Here is a 19,035-nt window from a genome sequence, read left to right as displayed (position 1 = left end):
GGCACACGCCTTCCGGCACGCGCGGCTCGTCTGCTACTGCTGACCAGGGTGCACATGAAGAACGTCGTCGAAGCGCTGTTGATGGGCTCATGGCTCCTGGCGGCCGTCGCGTGCGGCGACGACGGGCCGACCGAGCCGCCCTCGGACACGGCAGGGGGCGGCCCGGGAGGCGGCGGGAGCGGCGGCGGTGCGCCCGGAGGCGTCCGTTGCCCCGGCTCGGACATCGTGTGTCCCGGGGGCGCGCGGTGCCAGATCGACGCCGAGGGCAAGCCGTCGGGCTGCGCCGCCGCGTGCGACGAGGCGCGCGCCTGCGGCGACGCGGCGTGCTGCAGCCCAGGCGCCACGTGCGCGCGCGGCGTCTGCGAGGCGGCGGACCTCGTGCTCGGGCCCCCGGAGCGAGGAGAGCCCGTCACGTTCGCCACGGTCCGCGTGGGCGAGGACGCGTGCGAGCTGCTGCACGGGTGCGTCGGCGCGAGCGGCCGGCGGGCGCTCATGCGCTTCCACGTCTCGCTCGAGAACGCCGGCGACGTTCCGCTCGAGCTCGGCGCGCCCTCGGAGAGCGACGTCTTCGAGCCGAACTTCTGCGAGGACAGCTACGTCGTCCCGCGCTTCTTCCACGCGCGCCTCGGCCAGGGCGGCGCGGTGGTCGCCGAGGCCGAGCTCGACGCGCGCTGCGTCGCGATGCCAGGCGGCCAGTACGGCTGCGACGCGCAGGGCCTCGGCCCAGGAGAGCACGTCGAGCAGCCCGGCACCCTCGCGTGCAACGCCCTCGACGTGACCGGCGTCCCGGCCGGGCTCTACGAGCTCGAGATCACCGTGAACCCGAACAGGACCCTCGCCGAGGCGCGCTTCGACAACAACACGATCGTCCTCCCCGTCGATTACACCGCCTGCGACGGCACGATCTGCGGCGGCGCGTGCTGTCCCAGCGGCCACGCGTGCGAGGCCGGCGTCTGCATCGTGCCCGACCTGCGCCCGGACAGGCAGCGCATCGTCGACACGATCCAGTTCTCGTACCAGACGTTCCCCAGAGACGCCTGCGAGCTCATGGAAAGGTGCATCGGAGGCCCCGGCCGGCGGCATCTCCTCGAGTTCGAGGGGCGCGTCGAGAACGCAGGGCCGGGCCACCTCGACCCCGGGCCCGAGTTCAACAGCCCGCTCTTCGAGTACGCGCAGTGCCACCAGCACTTCCATTTCCTGAACTTCACCGATTACCGGCTGGTGGACGCGGAGGGCGAGGTCGTCTCCCAGGGGCACAAGCAGGCGTTTTGCCTTGTCGACATGGAGCCTCTCGATCCTTCGTCCCCCGCGCCGCGCGGCTACCCGACCTCGGGAGGCATGGGGTGCAACTTCCTGAGCGCGGGGTGGGCCGACACGTACGACGTCGGCACGCCGTGCCAGTGGGTCGACGTGACGGACGTGCCCGAGGGGGACTACACCCTCCGCGTCACCGTCAACCCGATCGGCGCGATCGCCGAGCAAGCGATCGAGAACAACGTGGTCGAGGTGCCCGTCCATGTCCCGGCGTTCGCGCCCTGCGAGCCCGAGCCGGAGATCTGCGGGGACGCGGTGGACCAGGACTGCGACGGGCTCCCCGACGACGGCTGCCAGGGCGAGGGGTGCGCCTCCCCGGTGCCCGAGGTGTGCGGCAACGCGGTCGACGAGAACTGCAACGGCGTCCCGGACGACGGCTGCACGCCGATCCCGGGCGCCGACAGCTGCGAGACGCCGGGAGAGCTGACGGGCTCGATGGATTACGCGGCGGAGATCACGGCCGAGAACACCTCCGGTGTCGCGCTGCCGTGCGGCGGCAGCGGCGGCGAGGTGTTCTTCCGGTTCACGCTCCCGTCCGACGAGGTCGTGTACCTCGGCACCCTGGCGTCGGACGTCGACACGGCGCTCGCGGTGCTCGAGGGCGACGGGTGCGGCGGCCCTCCCGTCGGCTGCGCGGCCGACAGCTGCGGCGACGCCGCGCCGGGCGCGCACTTCGCGGCCAGGCTCCGGGCCGGGACCTATACGGTGGTGGTCAAGGCCTCGCGCCCCGAGGCGCTCGGCACGGTCCGCCTCAGGTTCCAGCGCGCGTCGTGCCTCGGCGAGAGGGCCGGGGTCATCTCGGGCAGCGGCCTCATCGGCGGCGACACCACCGGGGCGCCGATCCCTCCCAGCTCCTTGTGCGGCGCGAGCAGCCCTGAGCAGACGTTCTATGTCCCTGTCTGCCCGGGGACGTCCACCGTGGTGTCCTCGTGCGGCCTGACAGGCTTCCCGATGACGATCAAGACCGCGGACGACGCATGCAATCCCATCGACATCGAGTGCTTCGGCCCGCTCAGCGCGTGCGCGGGCGAGAGGGAGGGCGTGAACTCCCGGATTTACGGGGCACGACCGGGAGGGAGCCTCGGCGCCATCACCGTAAAGGGGCGTACTCCGGTGGATTTCGGGCCGTACCAGCTCTTCGTCGCGCCATTCCAGTGACAGGAGCGCAGCGCCGAGCGTGAACCGCGCTGCGCTGCGCCTCCCTTTCCACGAGCGAAGTTTGCGCTCGACCTCGGGCGATCTGCGCTAAAACCGCGCCCATGCGAGCCCACCATCGGTCCGAACGGACGCGCCTCCGGGCGCTCTCGTCCCTGTCGAGCGCGCTCGTCGCCGCGCTCGGCCTGACGTTGCCCGCCTACGCCGCGCCCCCGGCCGCGGCGCCGGCGCAGCCTGCGGCGGCTCAACCTGCGGCCAAGCCCGCGCCCGCGGCGGCGGCGCCGGTCGCGACGAAGGCGCAGCCTGCCGCGGCGGCGACCAGTGTGAGCGTCGCGATCCCGGTCGAGAAGTACACGCTCGAGAACGGGCTCGAGGTCGTCCTGCACGAGGATCACCGCACGCCCGTCGTGGCCGTCAACGTCTGGTACCACGTCGGCTCCAAGGACGAGCCGCGGGGGAAGAACGGCTTCGCGCACCTGTTCGAGCACGTCATGTTCCAGGGCTCGAAGCACGTGGGCGAGGACATGTTCTTCAAGTACCTGGAGCGGGCCGGCGCGAGCGATCGCAACGGGACGACGAACACCGACCGCACCAACTACTTCGAGACCGTCCCCGCCAACGAGCTCGCGCTGGTGCTCTGGCTGGAGAGCGACCGGATGGGGTGGCTGCTCGACCACGCGAACGAGGCGACCTTCACGAGCCAGCGCAATGTCGTGAAGAACGAGCGCCGCCAGAACTACGAGAACGCGCCCTACGGCCTCGTGCCGCAGTTCCTCCGCGCGGCCCAGTTCCCGGAGAGCCACCCCTACCACCTGCTGACCATCGGCACGCCCGAGGATCTCGACGCGGCGCAGATGGACGACGTGAAGGCCTTCTTCCGGACGTTCTACGTGCCCAACAACGCGACCCTCGTCGTGGCGGGCGACATCGAGCTGGGCAAGGCGAAGGAGCTCATCCAGAAGTACTTCGGCCCCGTCGCGAAGGGCGCCCCGCCGCCCGTGGCGACGAAGCCCGACCCCGGCGATCTCGCGATCGAGAAGCGCCTCGACATCGAGGCGGACGTGGAGCTGCCCCGCGTGACGATCAGCTGGGTGACGCCGCCGAGCTTCGCGCCCGGCGACGCCGAGCTCGACCTCGTCGCCAACGTCCTCGCCTCGGGCAAGACGAGCCGGCTCTACAAGAAGCTCGTGTACGATCTCCAGATCGCGCAGGACGTCTTCGCGTTCCAGCAATCGAGCCAGCTCGCCAGCACCTTCCAGATCACGGCCACGCTGAAGAAGGGCAAGTCGCCCGAGCAGGCCCTGAAGCTCATCGACGCGGAGCTCGATCGGCTGCGCAAGGCGCCGCCGACGCAGGACGAGCACGACCGGGCCCAGGCCAAGGTGCTCTCGGAGCTGGTCTTCAGCATGGAGCAGGTGACGGCCCGCGCGAACGCCATCAACAACTACAACCAGCTCACCGGCGATCCGGGGTACTTCCCCAAGGACGTGGCCAGGTACGAGAAGGCCACCGCCGCCGACCTGCAGAAGGCGACCGCGGAGCTCCTGCCCCAGGGCAGGCGCGTGATCGCCCTCGTCACGCCGAAGCCGGGCGCTCCCAAGGCCGGGCGCCTCGTGAAGCAGACCGGGGCGGCGGCGCCCGCGACGGCGGGCGCGAAGCCCACCGCCGCGGCGCCCACGTCCGCGGCGAGCGCGCAGCCCGCGCTTGTAGCGCCTGCTGTCGCGGCGCCCGCGGCCCCGCCGGCGGGCCCGAAGCCCGCGGCGGCGCCGGCAACCGACAAACCGGCGGCCGCGCCGGCCATCATGAAGCCCGCTGGCGACAAGCCTGCGGTCGACAAGCCTGCGGCCGGACCGGCCGCGCCGAAGGGGGGTTGAGCCCATGCGCATGAAACGAACCGTCTCCGCCTCGCTCGCAGCCGTGGCGCTCGCCGCCTGCGCTCCGGTCACGTCGACGCCGCCCCCCGCGCCCCCCGGCGCGCCGCCCCCCGCCGCGGCGCCGCCCCCCGCCGCGGCTGCGGACGACTTCCGCAGATCGCCGCCTCCCCCGGGGCCGGACGTGGTCTTCCGGCCTCCGCAGATCGAGGAGGCGAAGCTCGCGAACGGGATCCGCGTCCTCGTCGTGGAGCGGCACGAGCTTCCGATCGTGGCCGTGGACGTGAAGACCGTCCGCGGCGCCGATCAGGCCGAGCCGGGCGTCGGCGCGTTCGCGGGCGCGATGCTCATGCAGGGCACCAAGACCCGCAGCGCGCTTTCGCTCAGCGACGCGCTCGGCAAGCTCGGCGCGAGCTTCTCGTCCGCGGTCGGCTTCGACGGCGGCGGCGTGGAGGGCCAGAGCGTGACGCCGCGGTTCGGGGAGATGCTCACGCTGCTCGGCGACGCGTACATGAACCCCGCCTTCGCGCCGGCCGAGATCGAGCGCGAGCGGTCGCGCCGCATCACCCAGCTCGCCGAGATGAACGATCGCCCCGCGTCGCTCCTCTCCATCGCCCAGGCCCAGGTCCTCTACCCCGAGGGCCACCCGTACAACGCGCCGCTGATCGGCACCGAGGCGGCGCTGAAGAAGATCACGGCGGGCGCCCTGGCGAAGTTCCACGCCGCGCAGTTCCGGCCGGAGCTGACGACCGTCGCCATCGCCGGGGACATCACCAAGGCCGACGCGGTGAAGGAGGTGGAGCGGGTCTTCGGCGCCTGGAAGGGCCCGGCCTCCGCGCCGCCCGCCCCCGCGAAGGCGGCGCTCCCCGCCGATCCGCCGGCGATCGCCGCGGGCGCGCCGCGCGTCGTCGTCGTCGACCGGCCAGGGCTCACGCAGTCGACCGTGACGGTGGCGCTGCCGGGCGTGTCGCGCGCGACGACGGACTACGACGCGCTGCTCGTGATGAACACCCTCCTCGGCGGGCAGTTCTCGAGCCGCCTCAACCTGAACCTGCGCGAGAAGCACGCCTACACCTACGGCGCGCGCTCCGGCTTCGACATGCGCCACGGAGCGGGCCCGTTCTCCGCGGGCGGCGCCATCGTGCGGGAGAACACGGGCCCCGCCGTGCGGGAGATCTTCGCGGAGATCGACCGGATGCGGAGGGAGCCCGTCACGAGCGAGGAGCTCGCGGACGCCAAGGCGAACCTCATCCGCCAGCTGCCGGCGCGCTTCGAGACGGCGGACGCGACCGCGTCGACGATCGCGGGCCTCGCGGTCTACGATCTGCCGCTCGACGAGTACGCGACGCGACCGGCGAGGCTCCAGCGGATCACGCCCGCGGACGTGCAGCGGGTCGCGCAGAAGTACCTCGCGCCCGAGCAGCTCCGGGTCGTCCTGGTGGGCGACGCCGGCGCTGTCGGAGAGCAGCTCTCGGCGTTGCAGCTCGGTGAGGTCATCGTGCAGAAGGCGCCAGGCGTGACGGCCGGACCGGCGGCGGCGGCCGGCAAGCCGGCGGCGGCCGGCAAGCCGGCGGCGCCCGGCAAGCCGGCGGCGCCCGCGCAGCCTGCCGCGCCCGCGAAGCCCGCAGCGCCCCCCGCAGCGAAGAAGCCGTGAGGTACGCCGCGCTGCTCGCCTGCGTGTGCGCGCTGGCGTGGAGCGCGCCCGCCGCCGCGCAGACGGGGCCGGCGGCCCCGGACTGGGCGTTCGGCACGCCGGGCGGCGAGGTGGCCCTCGCCGCGGCCTGCACCGCCTCGCTCGCGGCGTACCTGCTCCCGCAGCGGCGCTCCGGGTGGGGCGCCGCCTCCAGCGAGGAGCGCAACGACGCGATCGGCCTCGCCAGCGATATCACCGGCGCCGCAGCGGGCACGCTGCTCCTCCTCGGCAGCGGGTACGCCCTCGAGGGCAGCTACCTCGGGGGCGCCGGCGTCCCCCGCCCCTACGCGCGGGCGCTCAGGACATCGCTCATCGAGGTCGAGGCGGCGGCGCTGTCGACCGGCCTCTCGAACGTGATCAAGCGCCTGGCGGGCCGGTGCCGGCCGCGCTCGTGGCGGACCGATCGGTGCGGCGAGACCGACCTCGATTTCGACGCCTTCCCCTCGGGTCACACGACCCCGGTGGCCGCCATCGCGGGCGCGCGCCTGAACCTCGCGCTGCGCACGACCGGCGACGCCGCGCCGCGCCTCGGCGCGCTCGCCCTCGCCGAGGCGGCCACGGTGGTGACGATGGCGCTGCGGATCGGCGCCGGCGCGCACTCGTGGCAGGACGTCGGCGCCGGCATGATCCTGGGCCACGTGACGGGCTTCGCGATCGCGGCCGTTCACCCGATCCAGCCGACCAAGGCCCGGTACGCGGCCGGCGTGATGCCCGGCCCGCCCCCCGAGCCCGCCGCGGTCACCTGGTCGTGGGCGTTCTGATGCCACGTCGCGAGGCCGCCGCGGGCTCGGCGGCCTCGCGTGCGCCCCGCTCCCGGCCGCCCGCCTCAGAGGCCCATGCAGCTCGCGTAATACGTCACGGTGGCCGGCCAGTCGGAGAAGACGCCGCGGACACCCACGTCGCGCGCCAGCACGTCGAGCATCACCATCGTGTCGCCGTCGTTGTCGATGCGGTCCGCGACCGACTGGTAATAGTAGCCGCCGCCGCTCGCCAGCGGGCCCGAGCGCTCGAGCGTCCATGTGATGATGTCGAGGCCGGCCGCCTTGGCGGCCTCGGCGTAGTCCGAGGGCACGATCCCTCCTTTGCCGTCGAGCGTCACGAGCGCGAACATCGGCGGCGCGATGATCTTCACGCCCTGATCCGCGAGGCGCTGCATCCCGGAGACCGCCTCCTCGTACCCCTCGGCGGTATCGACGCGCTCGTCGAGGTACACGGCCTGCGCGCCGAACTCCGGCTCTCTCTCGAGCCAGTAGAGCACGTCGTCGAGGCTGAACGACTGCGCGAACACCTGCTTCGGGTCGATGTCGGCCGCCTTGTACTCGTCGATCATCTGCTGCGCGAAGTCCTGTTGCTCGTACTCGCCCTGGTACGGCATCTCCACCTCCGGGACCTTGAGCTCCGGGGTGAACTTGACGCCCAGGCTCGAGAAGAGCTCGATGCTCTCGGCGTGCGTGAGCAGCGTACCGCAGCTGGCGTAGAGGTCCGTGCGGAACGTGGGCGTCGCGGCCATGTACTCCAGGGCCGTGGCGGCGTCCGGGTTCGCGGAGTCCATCTTGCCGCAGAGCCGCTTGAACTCGGCGAGCGTGATGTCGCTCGTGCAGCACTTCGCCGACGCGGGCGTGCCGGCCTCGGCGTCGGCGGGCAGGAACGGCTCCGAGCACTTCTCGGCGAGCTCCGGGATCGCGAGGATGTTCGTCGTCGTGTGGAGATCGCACTGGGCGTGACGGCACACGAGCTTTCGGTCCTTGGTGAAGGTCACGTCGCACTCCACGATGCCGGCGCCCATCCGGGCGGCCGCCTCGTACGACTCCCTCGTATGCTCGGGGAACTGCATGCAAGCGCCGCGATGGCCGATGGAGAAATCGGTCCGCTCGAAGGGCCCCTCGGAGCACGAGAGGAGCTTCTCCTTCAGCTCGCCCTCCTCCATGTCCGCGACGAGGTAATACGGCCGCGGGCCGAGCTGCACGCCGTACTGCGCGGCATCGTCCTCGGCCGGCGGGGCCGGCAGCGGCGCGGGCTGCACCGACTCGTCGCCGCTGGAGCACGCGCTCAGCGCAGCGACAGGCAGCGCGACAAGCGCCATGGCAGCGCTCATTCTGGCGCTCTTCCTGATCATGAGACGCTCCCCTCTGGGTGGATTGAAGTTCGGACGGTACTCGCGTGCTCCTGTGAGAATATGTCGTCAGCGAAACAACAAAGCGACATCCCCTCTCCGGCGTGCCGTCGCCAGGAGCGGCGGCATGCGTGTGCGCTTCTCGAAGCGGGGCGCGATACGATCCATGCTCGCGCATGCCCACCTTCGAGAAGCGCACGCGCATCGCCGCGTCCCCCGAGCGGGTCTTCGCCTTCCACGAGGAGCCTGACGCCCTCGAGCGCCTCACGCCCCCCTGGGAGCACGCGCGCGTGCTGGAGAAGACCGGCGGCATCCTCGTCGGCGCGCGCGTGGTCGTGGAGACGCGCGTCGGCCCCGTCCTGCTGCGCTGGGTCGCGGAGCACACGGAGTATGAGCGGGGCCGGATGTTCCAGGACACGCAGCGCAGCGGGCCGTTCAAGCGCTGGGTGCACACGCACCGCATGGACCCCGACGGCTCGGGCGGCTGCTACCTCACGGACCGCGTGGAGTACGAGCTCCCGTTCGGCGCGCTCGGCCGGCTCGGCGGCGGTCGCTTCGTCCGCTGGAAGCTGGAGCGGATGTTCGACTACCGCCACGAGGTGACGCGACGGGCCTGCGAAGCCCCGCCGCGGTAGCCCGCTCGCCGACCGCCGCGTCCGCCGCGCGGCCCCACACGCCCCCTGGTTGCCAAGGCGTACGCCGGACCCAAGTTGCTCGCAATGCCGCGGCACGCGGCGACGGCAAGGAGAAGGAGCATGGCTATCTACCGTTGCGGCCGTTGCGGCTCGATCAACCGGGTTGCGGACCAGAGGATCAAGGATCGGCCGGTCTGTGGCCGCTGCAAGGCCCACCTCGACACGACGGGCGCTCCGCAGCCGGTGGACGGGGCCGCGCTCGAGCAGGCGATAGCGAGCTCTCCTGTCCCCGTCCTTGTCGACTACTGGGCCACCTGGTGCGGCCCGTGCCGCGTCGTCGCGCCGGTCCTCGACGAGCTCGGCCGCAGGAATGCGGGCAAGGTGCTGGTCCTCAAGCTCGACACCGACGCCGATCCGGCGGAGGCCGGGCGCCGGCGCATCCAGGGGGTGCCCACCTTCGTGCTCTTCAACGGAGGGCGAGAGCTCGATCGCCGCAGCGGCGTGACCTCGCGCGCCGATCTGGAGCGCTGGATCGAGACCAAGGCCGGGCAGCCCTCCACGCGCGCGAGCCACGCTTGAGCCCGCGCCACGGGCCCTGGAGGGAGCGGAGCTGGGGAGCTGGAAGCCGAGAAGAGCGGGTGACGCGAAGCGCCTGGTCGACGTCACCAGCACGTCTTCAATCAAACGTTGCGCGTCCAGCGAGGCAGGCGTGGCGTTGAAGAATTGGTTCATTCCGCGTCGGTCGACGCAGCCATTTGGATTTACGGGCCTGGGGCGCGCGCCGTCGTCGAGCGCGCGTTCGAGCTGACCGAGCGGCTGCCGCGCGCGTTGCGACGGGCCCAGCAGCGTGCGATCCTCTCCGTGCTCAGCGAGCGAATGCTGGAGCTCCTCAGGGAGGCCTCGATGAACCCCGACAAGATCCCGGAGACACCCGCTGCCCGGAAGCTCCGCCTCTTCCTCGAAGCGCAGGGGCGGAAGAAGGGCCGGGCCGAGGGCGAGGCCAAGGGCCGGGCCGAGGGCGAGGCCAAGGGCCGGGCCGAGGGCCGTCAAGACGCGCTGCTCACGCTGCTGCGGGCGCGCGGGCTCTCCCCCTCACAGGACGATGAGGCGCGCATCCGGGCCTGCGCCGACGCGGCGAGGCTCGATCGGTGGATCGTGCAGGCGGCCACGGCCACGACAGTGCGAGAGGCCCTCGGGATCAGAACCCCGGCCGCGAGGGCTCGCACCCGCACGCCGGGTCGCCCCGGCCGGCCTCCCCGTCGCGCTCCTGAGCCGCCCCCGTGAGCCTCGCCGCACCGGCGTGCCCCGCACGGCCGAGCAGACGCGCTCGCTCAGCGCTCGCTCAGGTCGTCCCCGGGGCGCGCGACGCGGAACTCGCCTCCCCTCGCCCGAACGCCGCGGCCGCCGCCCCGCCGCGCGACGCCCGGTAGCGCGCCAGCTCTCCGAACTGCGCGAGCCGCGCGCGCACGATGTTCCTGCTGATGCCGAGCAGCCTCGCCGTCTGGAGCTGGTTGCGATCGCAGTAGCGGTACGCCGTCCGGATGATCGTCTCCTCGATCTGCTCGTGCAGGTTCGGCAGGTTCTGCTCGAACAGCGCGAGCAGCGCGCCCTCCAGCGCCGTCGCCTGCGGCGTCGGCCTGACCTGGGACACCGCGTCCGTCGCCCCCTGATCCGGCGGAGGAATGCTCGCCCCCGCCTTCGGCTGGAGCGCCGTCAGGCGCAGATCCGCCGGGGTGACCTCCTGGCCTTTGCAGACCAGGAGCGCGTGGTGCATCGCGTTCTCGAGCTCCCGGATGTTCCCAGGCCAAGGGTGCCCGAGGAGCCGCGCCGTCGCCTCCGCCGTGAGCACGGCCGGCCCCGAGCCGAGCCGGTGCGCGTAGAGCTCGATGAAGTAGCGCGCCAGCGGGAGGATGTCGCCCGGCCGCTCGCGCAGCGGCGGGAGCGACAGCGTCGCCACGTTGAGCCGGTAGAAGAGATCCTCGCGGAACTTCCGCGCGATCACCGCCTCCTCCAGGTTCACGTTGGTCGCCGCGATGAGCCGCACGTCGATCGGGATCGGCTGGCGCGAGCCGAGCCGCACCACCTCGCGCTCCTGCAGCACGCGGAGCAGCTTGACCTGGAGCGGCAGCGACAGATCCCCGATCTCGTCGAGGAACAGCGTTCCGCCGTCCGCGGCCTCGAACCACCCGGCCTTCGAGGTCGTCGCCCCCGTGAAGGCGCCCTTCTCGTGGCCGAACAGCTCGCTCTCGACGAGGGACTCCGACCAGGCGCCGCAGTTGACCGCCACGAAGGGCCGCCCCCGCCGGTGGCTCAGCGTGTGGATGTGACGGGCCACGATCTCCTTGCCCGTGCCGGTCTCCCCCGTCACGAGCAACGTCGCGTCGCTCGGCGAGAGCTGCCGGATCCGCTCAAGGATCGCCTGCGAGCGCGGATCCTCGAAGACAAGCGCCTTGGCGCGCACGGAAAGGGCCAACGAGCTCGTGTTGGGAAGCGTGAGCAAGGGCATCGTCATCGGGCTTCACTCACCATGATAGCGGACGGTTCATCCATTATAACGGATGCACCTGCCATGCGCCAGAGATCTTTCTCTGGCGCGACCCCACCGGTTGTCTCGGATGGCTTCGGGCCTTCCGTCACGCTGCGCCTCGATCCGTCGCGCTACGCCTCGAGGAGATAGCCGCGCACCTCGTCGACGAGGGCCTTGATCTCGTGGTCGGTGCGGGACCTCGGGCGCGGCGCGCTGACAGGGACGACGCGCTTGATCCTCCCGGGCCGCGGCTCGAGCACGACGACGCGATCGCCGAGGAACACGGCCTCCTCGACGTCGTGCGTGACGAGGATCATCGTGATCTGCTCCTCCTGCCAGATGCGCTGGAGCTCCTGCTGCAGCTTCGCGCGGGTCAGCGCGTCGAGCGCGCCGAACGGCTCGTCGAGCAGCAGGATGCCCGGCCGGTTGACCAGCCCTCGCGCGATCGCCGCCCGCTGGGCCATCCCGCCGGAGAGCTGGTGCGGGTAGGCCCGCTTGAACGCCGACAGGCCCACGAGCTCGAGGTGCTCGTCGACAGCGCGGGCCTTGTCGGCCTCCGTCCACGCCGAGCTCTCGAGCCCGAGCGCGACGTTCTGCTCGATGGTGAGCCAGGGGAAGAGCCGGTGCTCCTGGAAGACGATGCCCCGATCGAGGCTCGTCCCCCCGACGCGCGCGCCGCCGACGAGGATGTCGCCCTCGTAGTCGCCGTCCAGCCCGACGAGGAGCCGGAGGAGCGTCGACTTGCCGCAACCGCTCGTGCCCACGACGCTGATGAACTCGCCGGGGTGAATGGTCAGGCCGATCCCGCGGAGGACCTCCAGCGGCTTGTCCTTGACCACGTACTTCTTGCTGACATCGCGAATGTTGATGACTCCAGGCGAGCCCATGAGTTCCTCCTCGAAGCAGACGAAGCAGACGGAATCAGAATTTGACGACGTTGACGACGTTGACCACGCTCACACGCCGCGGACGCGCCATCGCAACAGGCGGTCTTCCGCGGCCTTGGCCAGCGCGTTCAGGCCGAAGCCCACGAGGCCGGACACGATGAGCCCGACCAGCACGACATCCATGGCGAAGCGCTCGCGCCCGTCCACCATCAGGCTGCCGATCCCGGGGGCGGGCTCGAGCAGGTACTCGGCACCGAGCGTACCGAGCCACGCGTAGATGAGCCCCTGGTGCACGCCCGCGAAGAGCGACGGCGCGGCGGACGGCAGGATGACCTTGCGGAGGGTCTGCCACCGCGAGAAGCGGAGCACCCGCGCCACCTCGATGTGCTCGACACCGACGCTCCGCACGCCTTCATAGGTGTTCACGACGACCGGATAGAAGGCGGAGAGCGCGATGAAGGCGACCTTCGCCTGCTCGCCCACGCCGAGCCACACCGACATGAGCGGGATCCACGCGAACAGCGCGACCTGCTTCGCGGCGTGGAAGCTCGGCGAGAACAGCTTGTCGGCGGTGCGCGAGAGGGCGAGGAGGCCGCCGACGGCGCCGCCCGCCACGATGCCGAGCGCGAGCCCAAGGAGATCCCGGACGAGGCTTGCGCTCAGGTGGCCCCAGAGCTCGCCGCTCTCGTGAAGCGCTCTCACGGCCCCCCAGACCGCGAGCGGCGGGACCAGGATGCGGGTGTTGGCGAGCTCGTAGCGGCAGACCACGATCCACGCGACGAACAGCAGGACGGGCAGGACCAGGCCGCGCCGCAGCCGCGGCTGGATCAGAGCATGGGTGATGGCGCTCATCGTGCGATCTCCGTAAGGTTCCGGTAAGGTTCCGGTGAGGTGTTACAGGGCGGCGCGCCGCCAGCGGAGGAGGCGGGCCTCGATCGCCTCGAGCCCCTTGTCGAGCAGGAGCCCGACGATCCCCACGACGAGGATCGCCGCGAGCACCACGTCGAGCTGGAACAGCTGGCGGCCCCAGACGATCAGGAACCCGACGCCCTCGGAGGACGCCAGGAGCTCGACCGTGACGAGCGACAGCCACGCTTGCGTCAGGCCATAACGGATGCCGACGGCGATGGACGGCACCGCGGCGGGGAGCACGACCTTCCGGAGCAGCTGAGCATGGCTGAACCGGAAGACCCGGGCCACCTCGATGTACGATCTCGGCACGTTCTTGATGCCCTGGAACGTGTTGATCGCCACCGGGATGAGGCTCGCCTGCGCGATGAGGATCAGCTTGAGCGACTCGCCGATCCCCGCCACCATCATGACCAGCGGAAGCCACGCGAGGGCGGGGACCTGTGCGAGCGCCTTGAAGAGCGGGTGGACGTGCTCCTCGATCCGCCGCGAGAGCCCCATGGCGATGCCGAGCGCGAGGCCCGCCGCGCCGCCCGCGGCGAAGCCGCCGAGGACGCGGCCGAGGCTGACGGCGATGTTCGTGTGCAGATCGCCCGAGCTCGCGAGCTCGGTCAGCGTCTGCAGGACGAGCCCTGGCGCCGGCAGGATCTGCGCCGGGATCAGCTCGCGCTGCGAGGCGTAGCTCCACGCGAGGAGGAGCGCCGCCGGGAAGACGAGCCCCACGGCGACGTTGCCCACCCGCCGCGACAGGAGCCGGGAGGCGCCGCCCGCGGGCAGCGCCACGTCGGGCGCCGCGAGCTTGTAGGCGGCCTGGGTCTGGCTTTCTTGAATTCCCTGCTGCGTCATCTTGGTTGCCTTTCTCTCGTGGCGTTCCGCCCTGCCCTGCGCTGGGCCCCTTCGCCGCGCGCTCCTCTCATGACCTCCCGGGGTGCTTGACCTTCCCGTTCACGTCGAACTCGGGCCAGTAGCCCTCCAGGTTCAGCTCCTTCAGCGCCGCGTTCAGGAACCGCAGATCGATCCAGGAGTCGACGTCGAACGTGCTCCTGATCAGGCCGAACCGCTTCGCGTCGACGACGGCCGCCTTGTAGCGGGAGATCAGGTATTCATCGAACAGGGGGCTCGCGCGCACCTTGAGCGAGTCGCCCGTCTGGTCCGCCTTGAAGTTCGAGTACGGCACCCCCGACTTGGACCAGAGCTGGTAGATCGGCGCCGGGTTGGCCTCGTTCTGCGCGATCCAGTGGGCGGCCTGCACGACGACCTTGACGACGCGCTTCGTGATGTCCGGATACTTGTTCGCGAAGTCCTCGGTGACGATCAGGTGGGCGTGCCGCAGGTAGGCCGGCGAGTCGTTCTTCGTCGAGTAGACGATCTTGGCGACGCCTTGATCCTGGAGCGTGAGGAGGTCGTATCCGCCGAAGGCGGCGTCGATGTCCCTGGTCGCCAGCGCCGCCTTCGCGGTCGCGGAGTCCATGTTGAGGATCCGGAGATCGCGCTCCGACAGGCCGCTGCCCGCGAGGATCTTGTTGACGGCGAGCTGCAGGTTCGTGCCCTTGAAGAGGGCGACCTTCTTCCCCTTGAGGTCCGCGAGCGACGCGATCGACGAGTCCGCCGGGACGGCCAGGTAGGTGTGCTGCCTCGTCGACACCCCCGCGAGGAGCTTCGTCTTGAGCCCCCCTGCCCTCCCGATGCTCGACGGCAGGTCTCCCTGGAGCGCGAAATCGAGCAGGTGGTTCGCGTACGCCTCGTTGACGGCGGGCCCGGCGCCCTTGAAGAAGGACCACTCGATCTTGATGTTGTCCTTCTTGAACTCCTCCTCCAGGAGCCCCCGCGCGTGCACCACGCTCAAGCTGCTACCGCCGACGAACGGCCGGTTCCCGATCCCCACCCCCGCGAACGCCACCCGGATGACGCTAGGCGCGTCCGCCCGCGCCACATGCGCAGACAACGTCAAAATCGCCGCCACCAACATCTGCACAAAAATCAAAGCTCGTCTCATATTTTTCCTCACTGAATTCATTGCCACGCGTCGCCGAGCGATGCTCGCCCGCACAGGAGACGGGCCCAGATCGACGTCTTCGGCGCGCAGGCGTACTCCGGTACGCCGAGCACCGAAGACGTCGAGGTGGGCCGTATCCGAAGCGGGCGAGCATCGCTCCTCAGAAGCCGCCTTGGAGCTGGGCTAGGATTTCGTGCGTGGCCCCCTCGGTGCTCGTGCGGTCGTCTCGACGGTTGAGGTTGAGCTGGAACTTCGTCGTCTCCGCGAAGAAGACGTTGAAGCCGAGCGTGTAGACGTCGACCCGGTTCTCTTTCACCTCGGTGCTCGGGTCGAAGAGGTCGACGCGGAGGAACGGCTGGTAGGTCTTCGGCCACCAGTCGTCGTAGCGGCCCTGGTTGCGGTAGCCCCTCAGGAACTGCTCGCCCCAGTTGTAGAAGAAGGTCGCCACGTGCGACAGGCTGGTTTGCCTCGTCTTCCGAGGGTCCTCCGCCGTCGTCCCGAGCGTCACGTCGTCCTGGCCGTAGATGAACTCGTAGGTGACGCCGATCGGATAGTGGTTGTAGTAGATATCGCCGCCGAAGCGGCGCTTGACGCCCTTTCCGGACAGCGTCTTCTTCTCGTCCTTGAGGAACGTGTTCTGCCAGCCGATGTACGCGCTCCCGCCGAGCGTGATCTGGCGGAGGATGGAGTTGTAGTCGGACGGCACGGTGAACGCGAGGCGGCCGATGATGTCCTTCTCGCTGTTGTCGTCGGCCGTGTTCGGCCCGCTCCCGTTGACGATGCCGATCGCGTAGGCGAGGACGGGCGCCCGGTAGTTGTAGCCGTAGTCCACCTGCGGCAGCACGTCGCCGCGGACGATGAGCCCGAGGTCGCGCCGGTTCAGCCCGAGCTTCGTCGTGAACTGCGCGTTGGTGATCACCGGCTTCAGCTCCTCGCTCGCGGGGACCTCCAGCCCGAACGGCAGGAGCTGCTGGCCCAGGGTGACCTGCAGGACCCAGTCCTCGGGGGCGAGGGTGGGGAGCACGGAGTACGCCAGCTGCGCGTCCAGCAGGTTGAGGAAGCTGTTGTTGCTCGCCTGCTGGGGTGAGGCGCCGAAGCGCACCGAGTAGGTCAGGTTGCGGCCTTCCTCGTAGTCCTTGTAGAGGATGCCATTGAACGTGAGGGTCGCGGCGCCCGTGTCGAACGTCACCTTGCGATCGTTCGAGGTCGCCGTGTTCACCGGCTGCTCCGTCCATCCGATGCGCGCCTGGATGACGCCGCCGACGAGGAGGGAGCGGGTCGAGAGGGCCGTGTGGAGGTCGCGCTCTCGCTGCCACTGGAACTTGAAATTCTCGAGGTCGGTGACGAGCCCTTGCAGGTCGTCCCGCGTGACGACGTTGGGATCGGGCTCGACGAAGGCCTCCGCGGTCGCGTCGCCCGCGGGCGAGGTGCCGGGGGCCGGCGCGCCGGGAGCGGCCGGGGCGGCGGCCGCGGCGCCCGGCGCGGCCGGTGCCGCGCCAGCAGGCGCCGCACCCGCGGGCGTCGGAGCCGCGCCAGCAGGCGCAGGGGCCGCACCCGCGGGCGCAGGGGCCGCACCCGCGGGCGCAGGGGCCGCACCCGCGGGCGCAGGTACAGGACGCTCACCCTGGGTTCTGCCGGGCGGGTTCTGCGCACTCGCCTGCGTCACGCAAAGGACGATGGTCGTCGTCGCGAGGATCGATGAGATGGCGGTTCTTGAGCGGTCGAGCAAACGCATGAATGGATCCAGAGGGGTTCGTTGATTCACAGTTACCGTCGGGCGGGGCCGCTTCCGTCGCCCCGCCCGACGCTCCACGTTCAGGCCGCCTCGCTCTTCCGCAGCTTCTGCTCGACCGCGGTCCCGGCGAAGAAGCCGGGGTTCTTGCCGGCAAAGAAGTTGTAGGGATGGGTGAACACGAGATCGCGGAAGTTCGCCTCCGTGAGCGCCCCGCGCTCGACGAGGCTCCAGGTGTCCGCGAGGACCTCGGTCAGATCCGGCACGTCCCAGTGGCCGCTGTCCGACGCCCAGAAGGCGTTGAGCTGCACGCCGAGCGGGTTGACCTTCGTGTTGAACGCGTACGCGATCGTGGGGTCGTCCGCCTCCGAGCCGAAGTAGAAGTTCGGCACGTACCGGTCGCGGATGTCCTCGATCCGCTCGATGCCCGCCGCCGCGAAGTCGTCGAGCGCGCCCGGATCCTGCGGCTGCCTCCGCGAGTTGTTCGAGACGCCGAGCGCCCCGCCGAGGACGGCGTTGATGTCGCCGAGCCGCGCCGCGACCTCCTCTCCGCCGTACTGCTGGTACAGCGCATACAGCAGCTTCGCGTCGATCAGATCGGGGTTGTAGTTCTGGACCGCCCTGCCGTTGCGCTTCTCCCAGTGCCCCACCAGATCCGCGAACAGCGTCGCGCCCCACGCCGCCCCTCCCTCGAGGAAGCCGACGCGGAGATCGGGGAACCGGCGGGTCACGCCGCTGAAGAAGAGCGACTTCGCGAGCGCCTCGGAGGCGGAGGCGAAGTGGCCGATGTGATTGTACATGTAGCTCGAGACCGAGCTGCGGCTGGTCCACCCCATCCCGGCGGAGTGGGTGGTCAGCACCGTCCTGAGCTCGACCGCCTTGGCCCAGAACGGGTCGTAGTTGTGCTCGCTGTCCACGCCGAACGTGTCGAGCCAGTTCGCGTGCCGCGCGACGTCCGGGTGGTGCCGCGACGGGTACTTCTCGGCCACCGACCGGATCGGCCGCCGGAGGTTGCCCGGGATGAGGGCGACCTTGAGGCCGAGCTCGCGCACGGCGAACTCGAGCTCTTCGACGCCCTCCTGCGGCGTGTGCAGCGGGATGGCCGCGACAGGCGTGAGGCGGTCGGCGTACGGCCGGTACACGTCGGCGTGATAGGCATTGACCGCGCGGATGAGCACCCGGCGCAGATCCTCCTTGCCGACGTGGGTGGCGAACGTGGAGACGTTCGGGAAAAGAACGGCGTAGTCCGTCCCCGACTCGCCGAGCCGCTCGTGCAGCAGGCTGGGCAGCGACACCGTGGCGAGATCGAGGGTGTTCTTCGTCGGCAGCGCCCACCACGGCGGGCGGACCGAGCGCTGCGCCGCGCGCTGCTCGGGCGTGAGCTCGTACCACTCGTTGCTCAGGTAGCCGAAGCCCCGGTTGATCGCGTCGCGGAACTCGTCGACGGACCTCGCGCCGCCGTACTTCGCGATGTAATCCTCGAGGATCGGGGCGAACTCGATCGTGTGCAGATCGGTGTCGATCACCGGGTAATCGAGCTTGTCGCGCACCACCCGCGAGCGGGAGGTCTTCTTGCCGTCTTTCAGCGAGAGGTGAGAGGATGAGACGCTCATGACGATGACTCCATGGCGCGGTCGCGCGGTCGCGCGGCGGCCATCGGCGCCGGGCAGCCGCGCCCAGGGCGCACGAGGCCGCGCGCCGACCAGGCGCCCGCTCCTGTGCTGAGAATGTGAGAGGCCTTCGAGCTAGAGCGCCGCGAGCGCGGCGCCCCTACAGCGCGTGGCGGTCCATCGCTCGACGTCAGCGCCGATCCGGCGGGGCGCGAGCCGCCGCGAGCGCCGGGAGAGCGCCTGCGCGCAGAGCTCGGAGCGCGTCGCGAGTCGACGCCACACGACGCCCGGCGCGCCCGGGAGGGCGTTCGTCAGGATCGTGCTCGCGAGGATGGATGAGACCGCGCGGGGCGCGATCACTGGATCTTTCATGGCTCTCTTCAGGTCAACACTCGTCCTGACGCGTTGCATTGCGCGGACCAAGCCTTCGCCGTGGCCAGCAGAGCAGGTCGGGCGGAAGCACCGCAGATGCGCTCGGCCTTGTGACCGCGCGCTCGCGCTCCAGCGCGCCGCCCCGGGGGAGAATTCAGAGAGGGCTCGAAGGCCCCGACGCCTCCCGGCAGCGAAGGAAACTGGCCGCGCGCGGCACACGC

General features: G+C 70.8%; 16 protein-coding genes. 7 read left to right on the top strand and 9 right to left on the bottom strand.

All coding sequences use genetic code 11. The features are described 5' to 3' along the window. Positions 1 to 54 precede the first annotated feature (54 nt). The 4 genes from WMF29_RS07015 to WMF29_RS07000 all read left to right on the top strand — a co-directional run bounded on the left by WMF29_RS07015 (position 55) and on the right by WMF29_RS07000 (position 6,794). Positions 55 to 2,472 carry a lysyl oxidase family protein gene (locus WMF29_RS07015; protein WP_437328095.1) on the top strand — a complete coding sequence of 806 codons (2,418 nt, stop codon included), beginning with the start codon at positions 55 to 57 and terminating at the stop codon, positions 2,470 to 2,472. Positions 2,473 to 2,573: 101 nt separating this feature from the next. Further along, entirely contained in the window at positions 2,574 to 4,343 is a 1,770-nt protein-coding gene (locus tag WMF29_RS07010; RefSeq protein WP_437328094.1) for a M16 family metallopeptidase, read from the top strand. Between the two features lie 4 nt (positions 4,344 to 4,347). After that, positions 4,348 to 5,994 carry a M16 family metallopeptidase gene (locus WMF29_RS07005; RefSeq protein ID WP_437328093.1) on the top strand — a complete coding sequence of 549 codons (1,647 nt, stop codon included), beginning with the start codon at positions 4,348 to 4,350 and terminating at the stop codon, positions 5,992 to 5,994. After that, on the top strand, positions 5,991 to 6,794 hold the full coding sequence (locus WMF29_RS07000; RefSeq protein WP_272100992.1) for a phosphatase PAP2 family protein: 804 nt from the start codon (positions 5,991 to 5,993) through the stop codon (positions 6,792 to 6,794). Before WMF29_RS07005 ends, WMF29_RS07000 begins: the two co-directional genes overlap by 4 nt. A 65-nt stretch (positions 6,795 to 6,859) precedes the next feature. Here WMF29_RS07000 and WMF29_RS06995 read toward each other — a convergent pair whose 3' ends face one another. Beyond that, the gene (locus WMF29_RS06995; protein ID WP_437328092.1) at positions 6,860 to 8,116 is read right to left on the bottom strand and encodes a glycerophosphodiester phosphodiesterase family protein; all 1,257 of its coding nucleotides are present in this window, start codon (positions 8,114 to 8,116) and stop codon (positions 6,860 to 6,862) included. 206 nt (positions 8,117 to 8,322) lie between these two features. Here WMF29_RS06995 and WMF29_RS06990 point away from each other — a divergent pair, with 206 nt between their 5' ends. The 3 genes from WMF29_RS06990 (at position 8,323) to WMF29_RS06980 (ending at position 10,065) form a co-directional block, all read left to right on the top strand. After that, entirely contained in the window at positions 8,323 to 8,781 is a 459-nt protein-coding gene (locus tag WMF29_RS06990) for an SRPBCC family protein (protein ID WP_437328091.1), read from the top strand. A 120-nt stretch (positions 8,782 to 8,901) separates the two neighbouring features. Beyond that, the gene (gene trxA, locus WMF29_RS06985) at positions 8,902 to 9,360 is read left to right on the top strand and encodes a thioredoxin (protein WP_437328090.1); all 459 of its coding nucleotides are present in this window, start codon (positions 8,902 to 8,904) and stop codon (positions 9,358 to 9,360) included. Between the two features lie 324 nt (positions 9,361 to 9,684). Further along, on the top strand, positions 9,685 to 10,065 hold the full coding sequence (locus WMF29_RS06980; RefSeq protein WP_437328089.1) for a hypothetical protein: 381 nt from the start codon (positions 9,685 to 9,687) through the stop codon (positions 10,063 to 10,065). 58 nt (positions 10,066 to 10,123) lie between these two features. Here WMF29_RS06980 and WMF29_RS06975 read toward each other — a convergent pair whose 3' ends face one another. From WMF29_RS06975 to WMF29_RS06940, 8 genes are all read right to left on the bottom strand, one after another. Next, positions 10,124 to 11,287 carry a sigma-54 interaction domain-containing protein gene (locus WMF29_RS06975; protein WP_437331091.1) on the bottom strand — a complete coding sequence of 388 codons (1,164 nt, stop codon included), beginning with the start codon at positions 11,285 to 11,287 and terminating at the stop codon, positions 10,124 to 10,126. A 152-nt stretch (positions 11,288 to 11,439) separates the two neighbouring features. Beyond that, on the bottom strand, positions 11,440 to 12,195 hold the full coding sequence (locus WMF29_RS06970) for an ABC transporter ATP-binding protein (protein WP_437328088.1): 756 nt from the start codon (positions 12,193 to 12,195) through the stop codon (positions 11,440 to 11,442). A gap of 69 nt (positions 12,196 to 12,264) precedes the next feature. Then, positions 12,265 to 13,047 carry an ABC transporter permease gene (locus WMF29_RS06965; protein ID WP_437328087.1) on the bottom strand — a complete coding sequence of 261 codons (783 nt, stop codon included), beginning with the start codon at positions 13,045 to 13,047 and terminating at the stop codon, positions 12,265 to 12,267. A gap of 42 nt (positions 13,048 to 13,089) precedes the next feature. Further along, positions 13,090 to 13,950 (bottom strand): ABC transporter permease, encoded by an 861-nt coding sequence (locus tag WMF29_RS06960; RefSeq protein WP_437328086.1) that lies wholly within the window; start codon positions 13,948 to 13,950, stop codon positions 13,090 to 13,092. Between the two features lie 67 nt (positions 13,951 to 14,017). Further along, positions 14,018 to 15,100, bottom strand: a complete 1,083-nt coding sequence (locus tag WMF29_RS06955) for an ABC transporter substrate-binding protein (RefSeq protein WP_437328085.1) — start codon at positions 15,098 to 15,100, stop codon at positions 14,018 to 14,020. Between the two features lie 160 nt (positions 15,101 to 15,260). Next, entirely contained in the window at positions 15,261 to 16,835 is a 1,575-nt protein-coding gene (locus WMF29_RS06950; protein WP_437328084.1) for a hypothetical protein, read from the bottom strand. A gap of 80 nt (positions 16,836 to 16,915) precedes the next feature. Further along, positions 16,916 to 18,445 (bottom strand): amidohydrolase family protein, encoded by a 1,530-nt coding sequence (locus tag WMF29_RS06945; protein WP_437328083.1) that lies wholly within the window; start codon positions 18,443 to 18,445, stop codon positions 16,916 to 16,918. A 132-nt stretch (positions 18,446 to 18,577) separates the two neighbouring features. Then, positions 18,578 to 18,814 (bottom strand): hypothetical protein, encoded by a 237-nt coding sequence (locus tag WMF29_RS06940; protein ID WP_437328082.1) that lies wholly within the window; start codon positions 18,812 to 18,814, stop codon positions 18,578 to 18,580. Positions 18,815 to 19,035: the final 221 nt, after the last annotated feature.

It is taken from the genome of Sorangium sp. So ce381 (genome assembly GCF_051473845.1).
Classification (GTDB): domain Bacteria; phylum Myxococcota_A; class Polyangia; order Polyangiales; family Polyangiaceae; genus Sorangium; species Sorangium atrum.
Note: the sequence above shows the minus strand (reverse complement) of the source record. Positions and strands in the feature narration are given on the sequence as shown.

Coding starts and splice junctions, on each gene's coding strand:
- WMF29_RS06970 (WP_437328088.1), bottom strand. CDS start 12,195: ATGGGCTCGCCTGGAGTCATCAACATTCGCGATGTCAGCAAGAAGTAC.
- WMF29_RS06945 (WP_437328083.1), bottom strand. CDS start 18,445: ATGAGCGTCTCATCCTCTCACCTCTCGCTGAAAGACGGCAAGAAGACC.
- WMF29_RS07005 (WP_437328093.1), top strand. CDS start 4,348: ATGCGCATGAAACGAACCGTCTCCGCCTCGCTCGCAGCCGTGGCGCTC.
- WMF29_RS06965 (WP_437328087.1), bottom strand. CDS start 13,047: ATGAGCGCCATCACCCATGCTCTGATCCAGCCGCGGCTGCGGCGCGGC.
- WMF29_RS06980 (WP_437328089.1), top strand. CDS start 9,685: ATGAACCCCGACAAGATCCCGGAGACACCCGCTGCCCGGAAGCTCCGC.
- WMF29_RS06950 (WP_437328084.1), bottom strand. CDS start 16,835: ATGCGTTTGCTCGACCGCTCAAGAACCGCCATCTCATCGATCCTCGCG.
- WMF29_RS06990 (WP_437328091.1), top strand. CDS start 8,323: ATGCCCACCTTCGAGAAGCGCACGCGCATCGCCGCGTCCCCCGAGCGG.
- WMF29_RS07015 (WP_437328095.1), top strand. CDS start 55: ATGAAGAACGTCGTCGAAGCGCTGTTGATGGGCTCATGGCTCCTGGCG.
- WMF29_RS07010 (WP_437328094.1), top strand. CDS start 2,574: ATGCGAGCCCACCATCGGTCCGAACGGACGCGCCTCCGGGCGCTCTCG.
- trxA (WP_437328090.1), top strand. CDS start 8,902: ATGGCTATCTACCGTTGCGGCCGTTGCGGCTCGATCAACCGGGTTGCG.
- WMF29_RS06955 (WP_437328085.1), bottom strand. CDS start 15,100: ATGAGACGAGCTTTGATTTTTGTGCAGATGTTGGTGGCGGCGATTTTG.
- WMF29_RS06960 (WP_437328086.1), bottom strand. CDS start 13,950: ATGACGCAGCAGGGAATTCAAGAAAGCCAGACCCAGGCCGCCTACAAG.
- WMF29_RS06940 (WP_437328082.1), bottom strand. CDS start 18,814: ATGAAAGATCCAGTGATCGCGCCCCGCGCGGTCTCATCCATCCTCGCG.
- WMF29_RS06995 (WP_437328092.1), bottom strand. CDS start 8,116: ATGGCGCTTGTCGCGCTGCCTGTCGCTGCGCTGAGCGCGTGCTCCAGC.
- WMF29_RS06975 (WP_437331091.1), bottom strand. CDS start 11,287: ATGCCCTTGCTCACGCTTCCCAACACGAGCTCGTTGGCCCTTTCCGTG.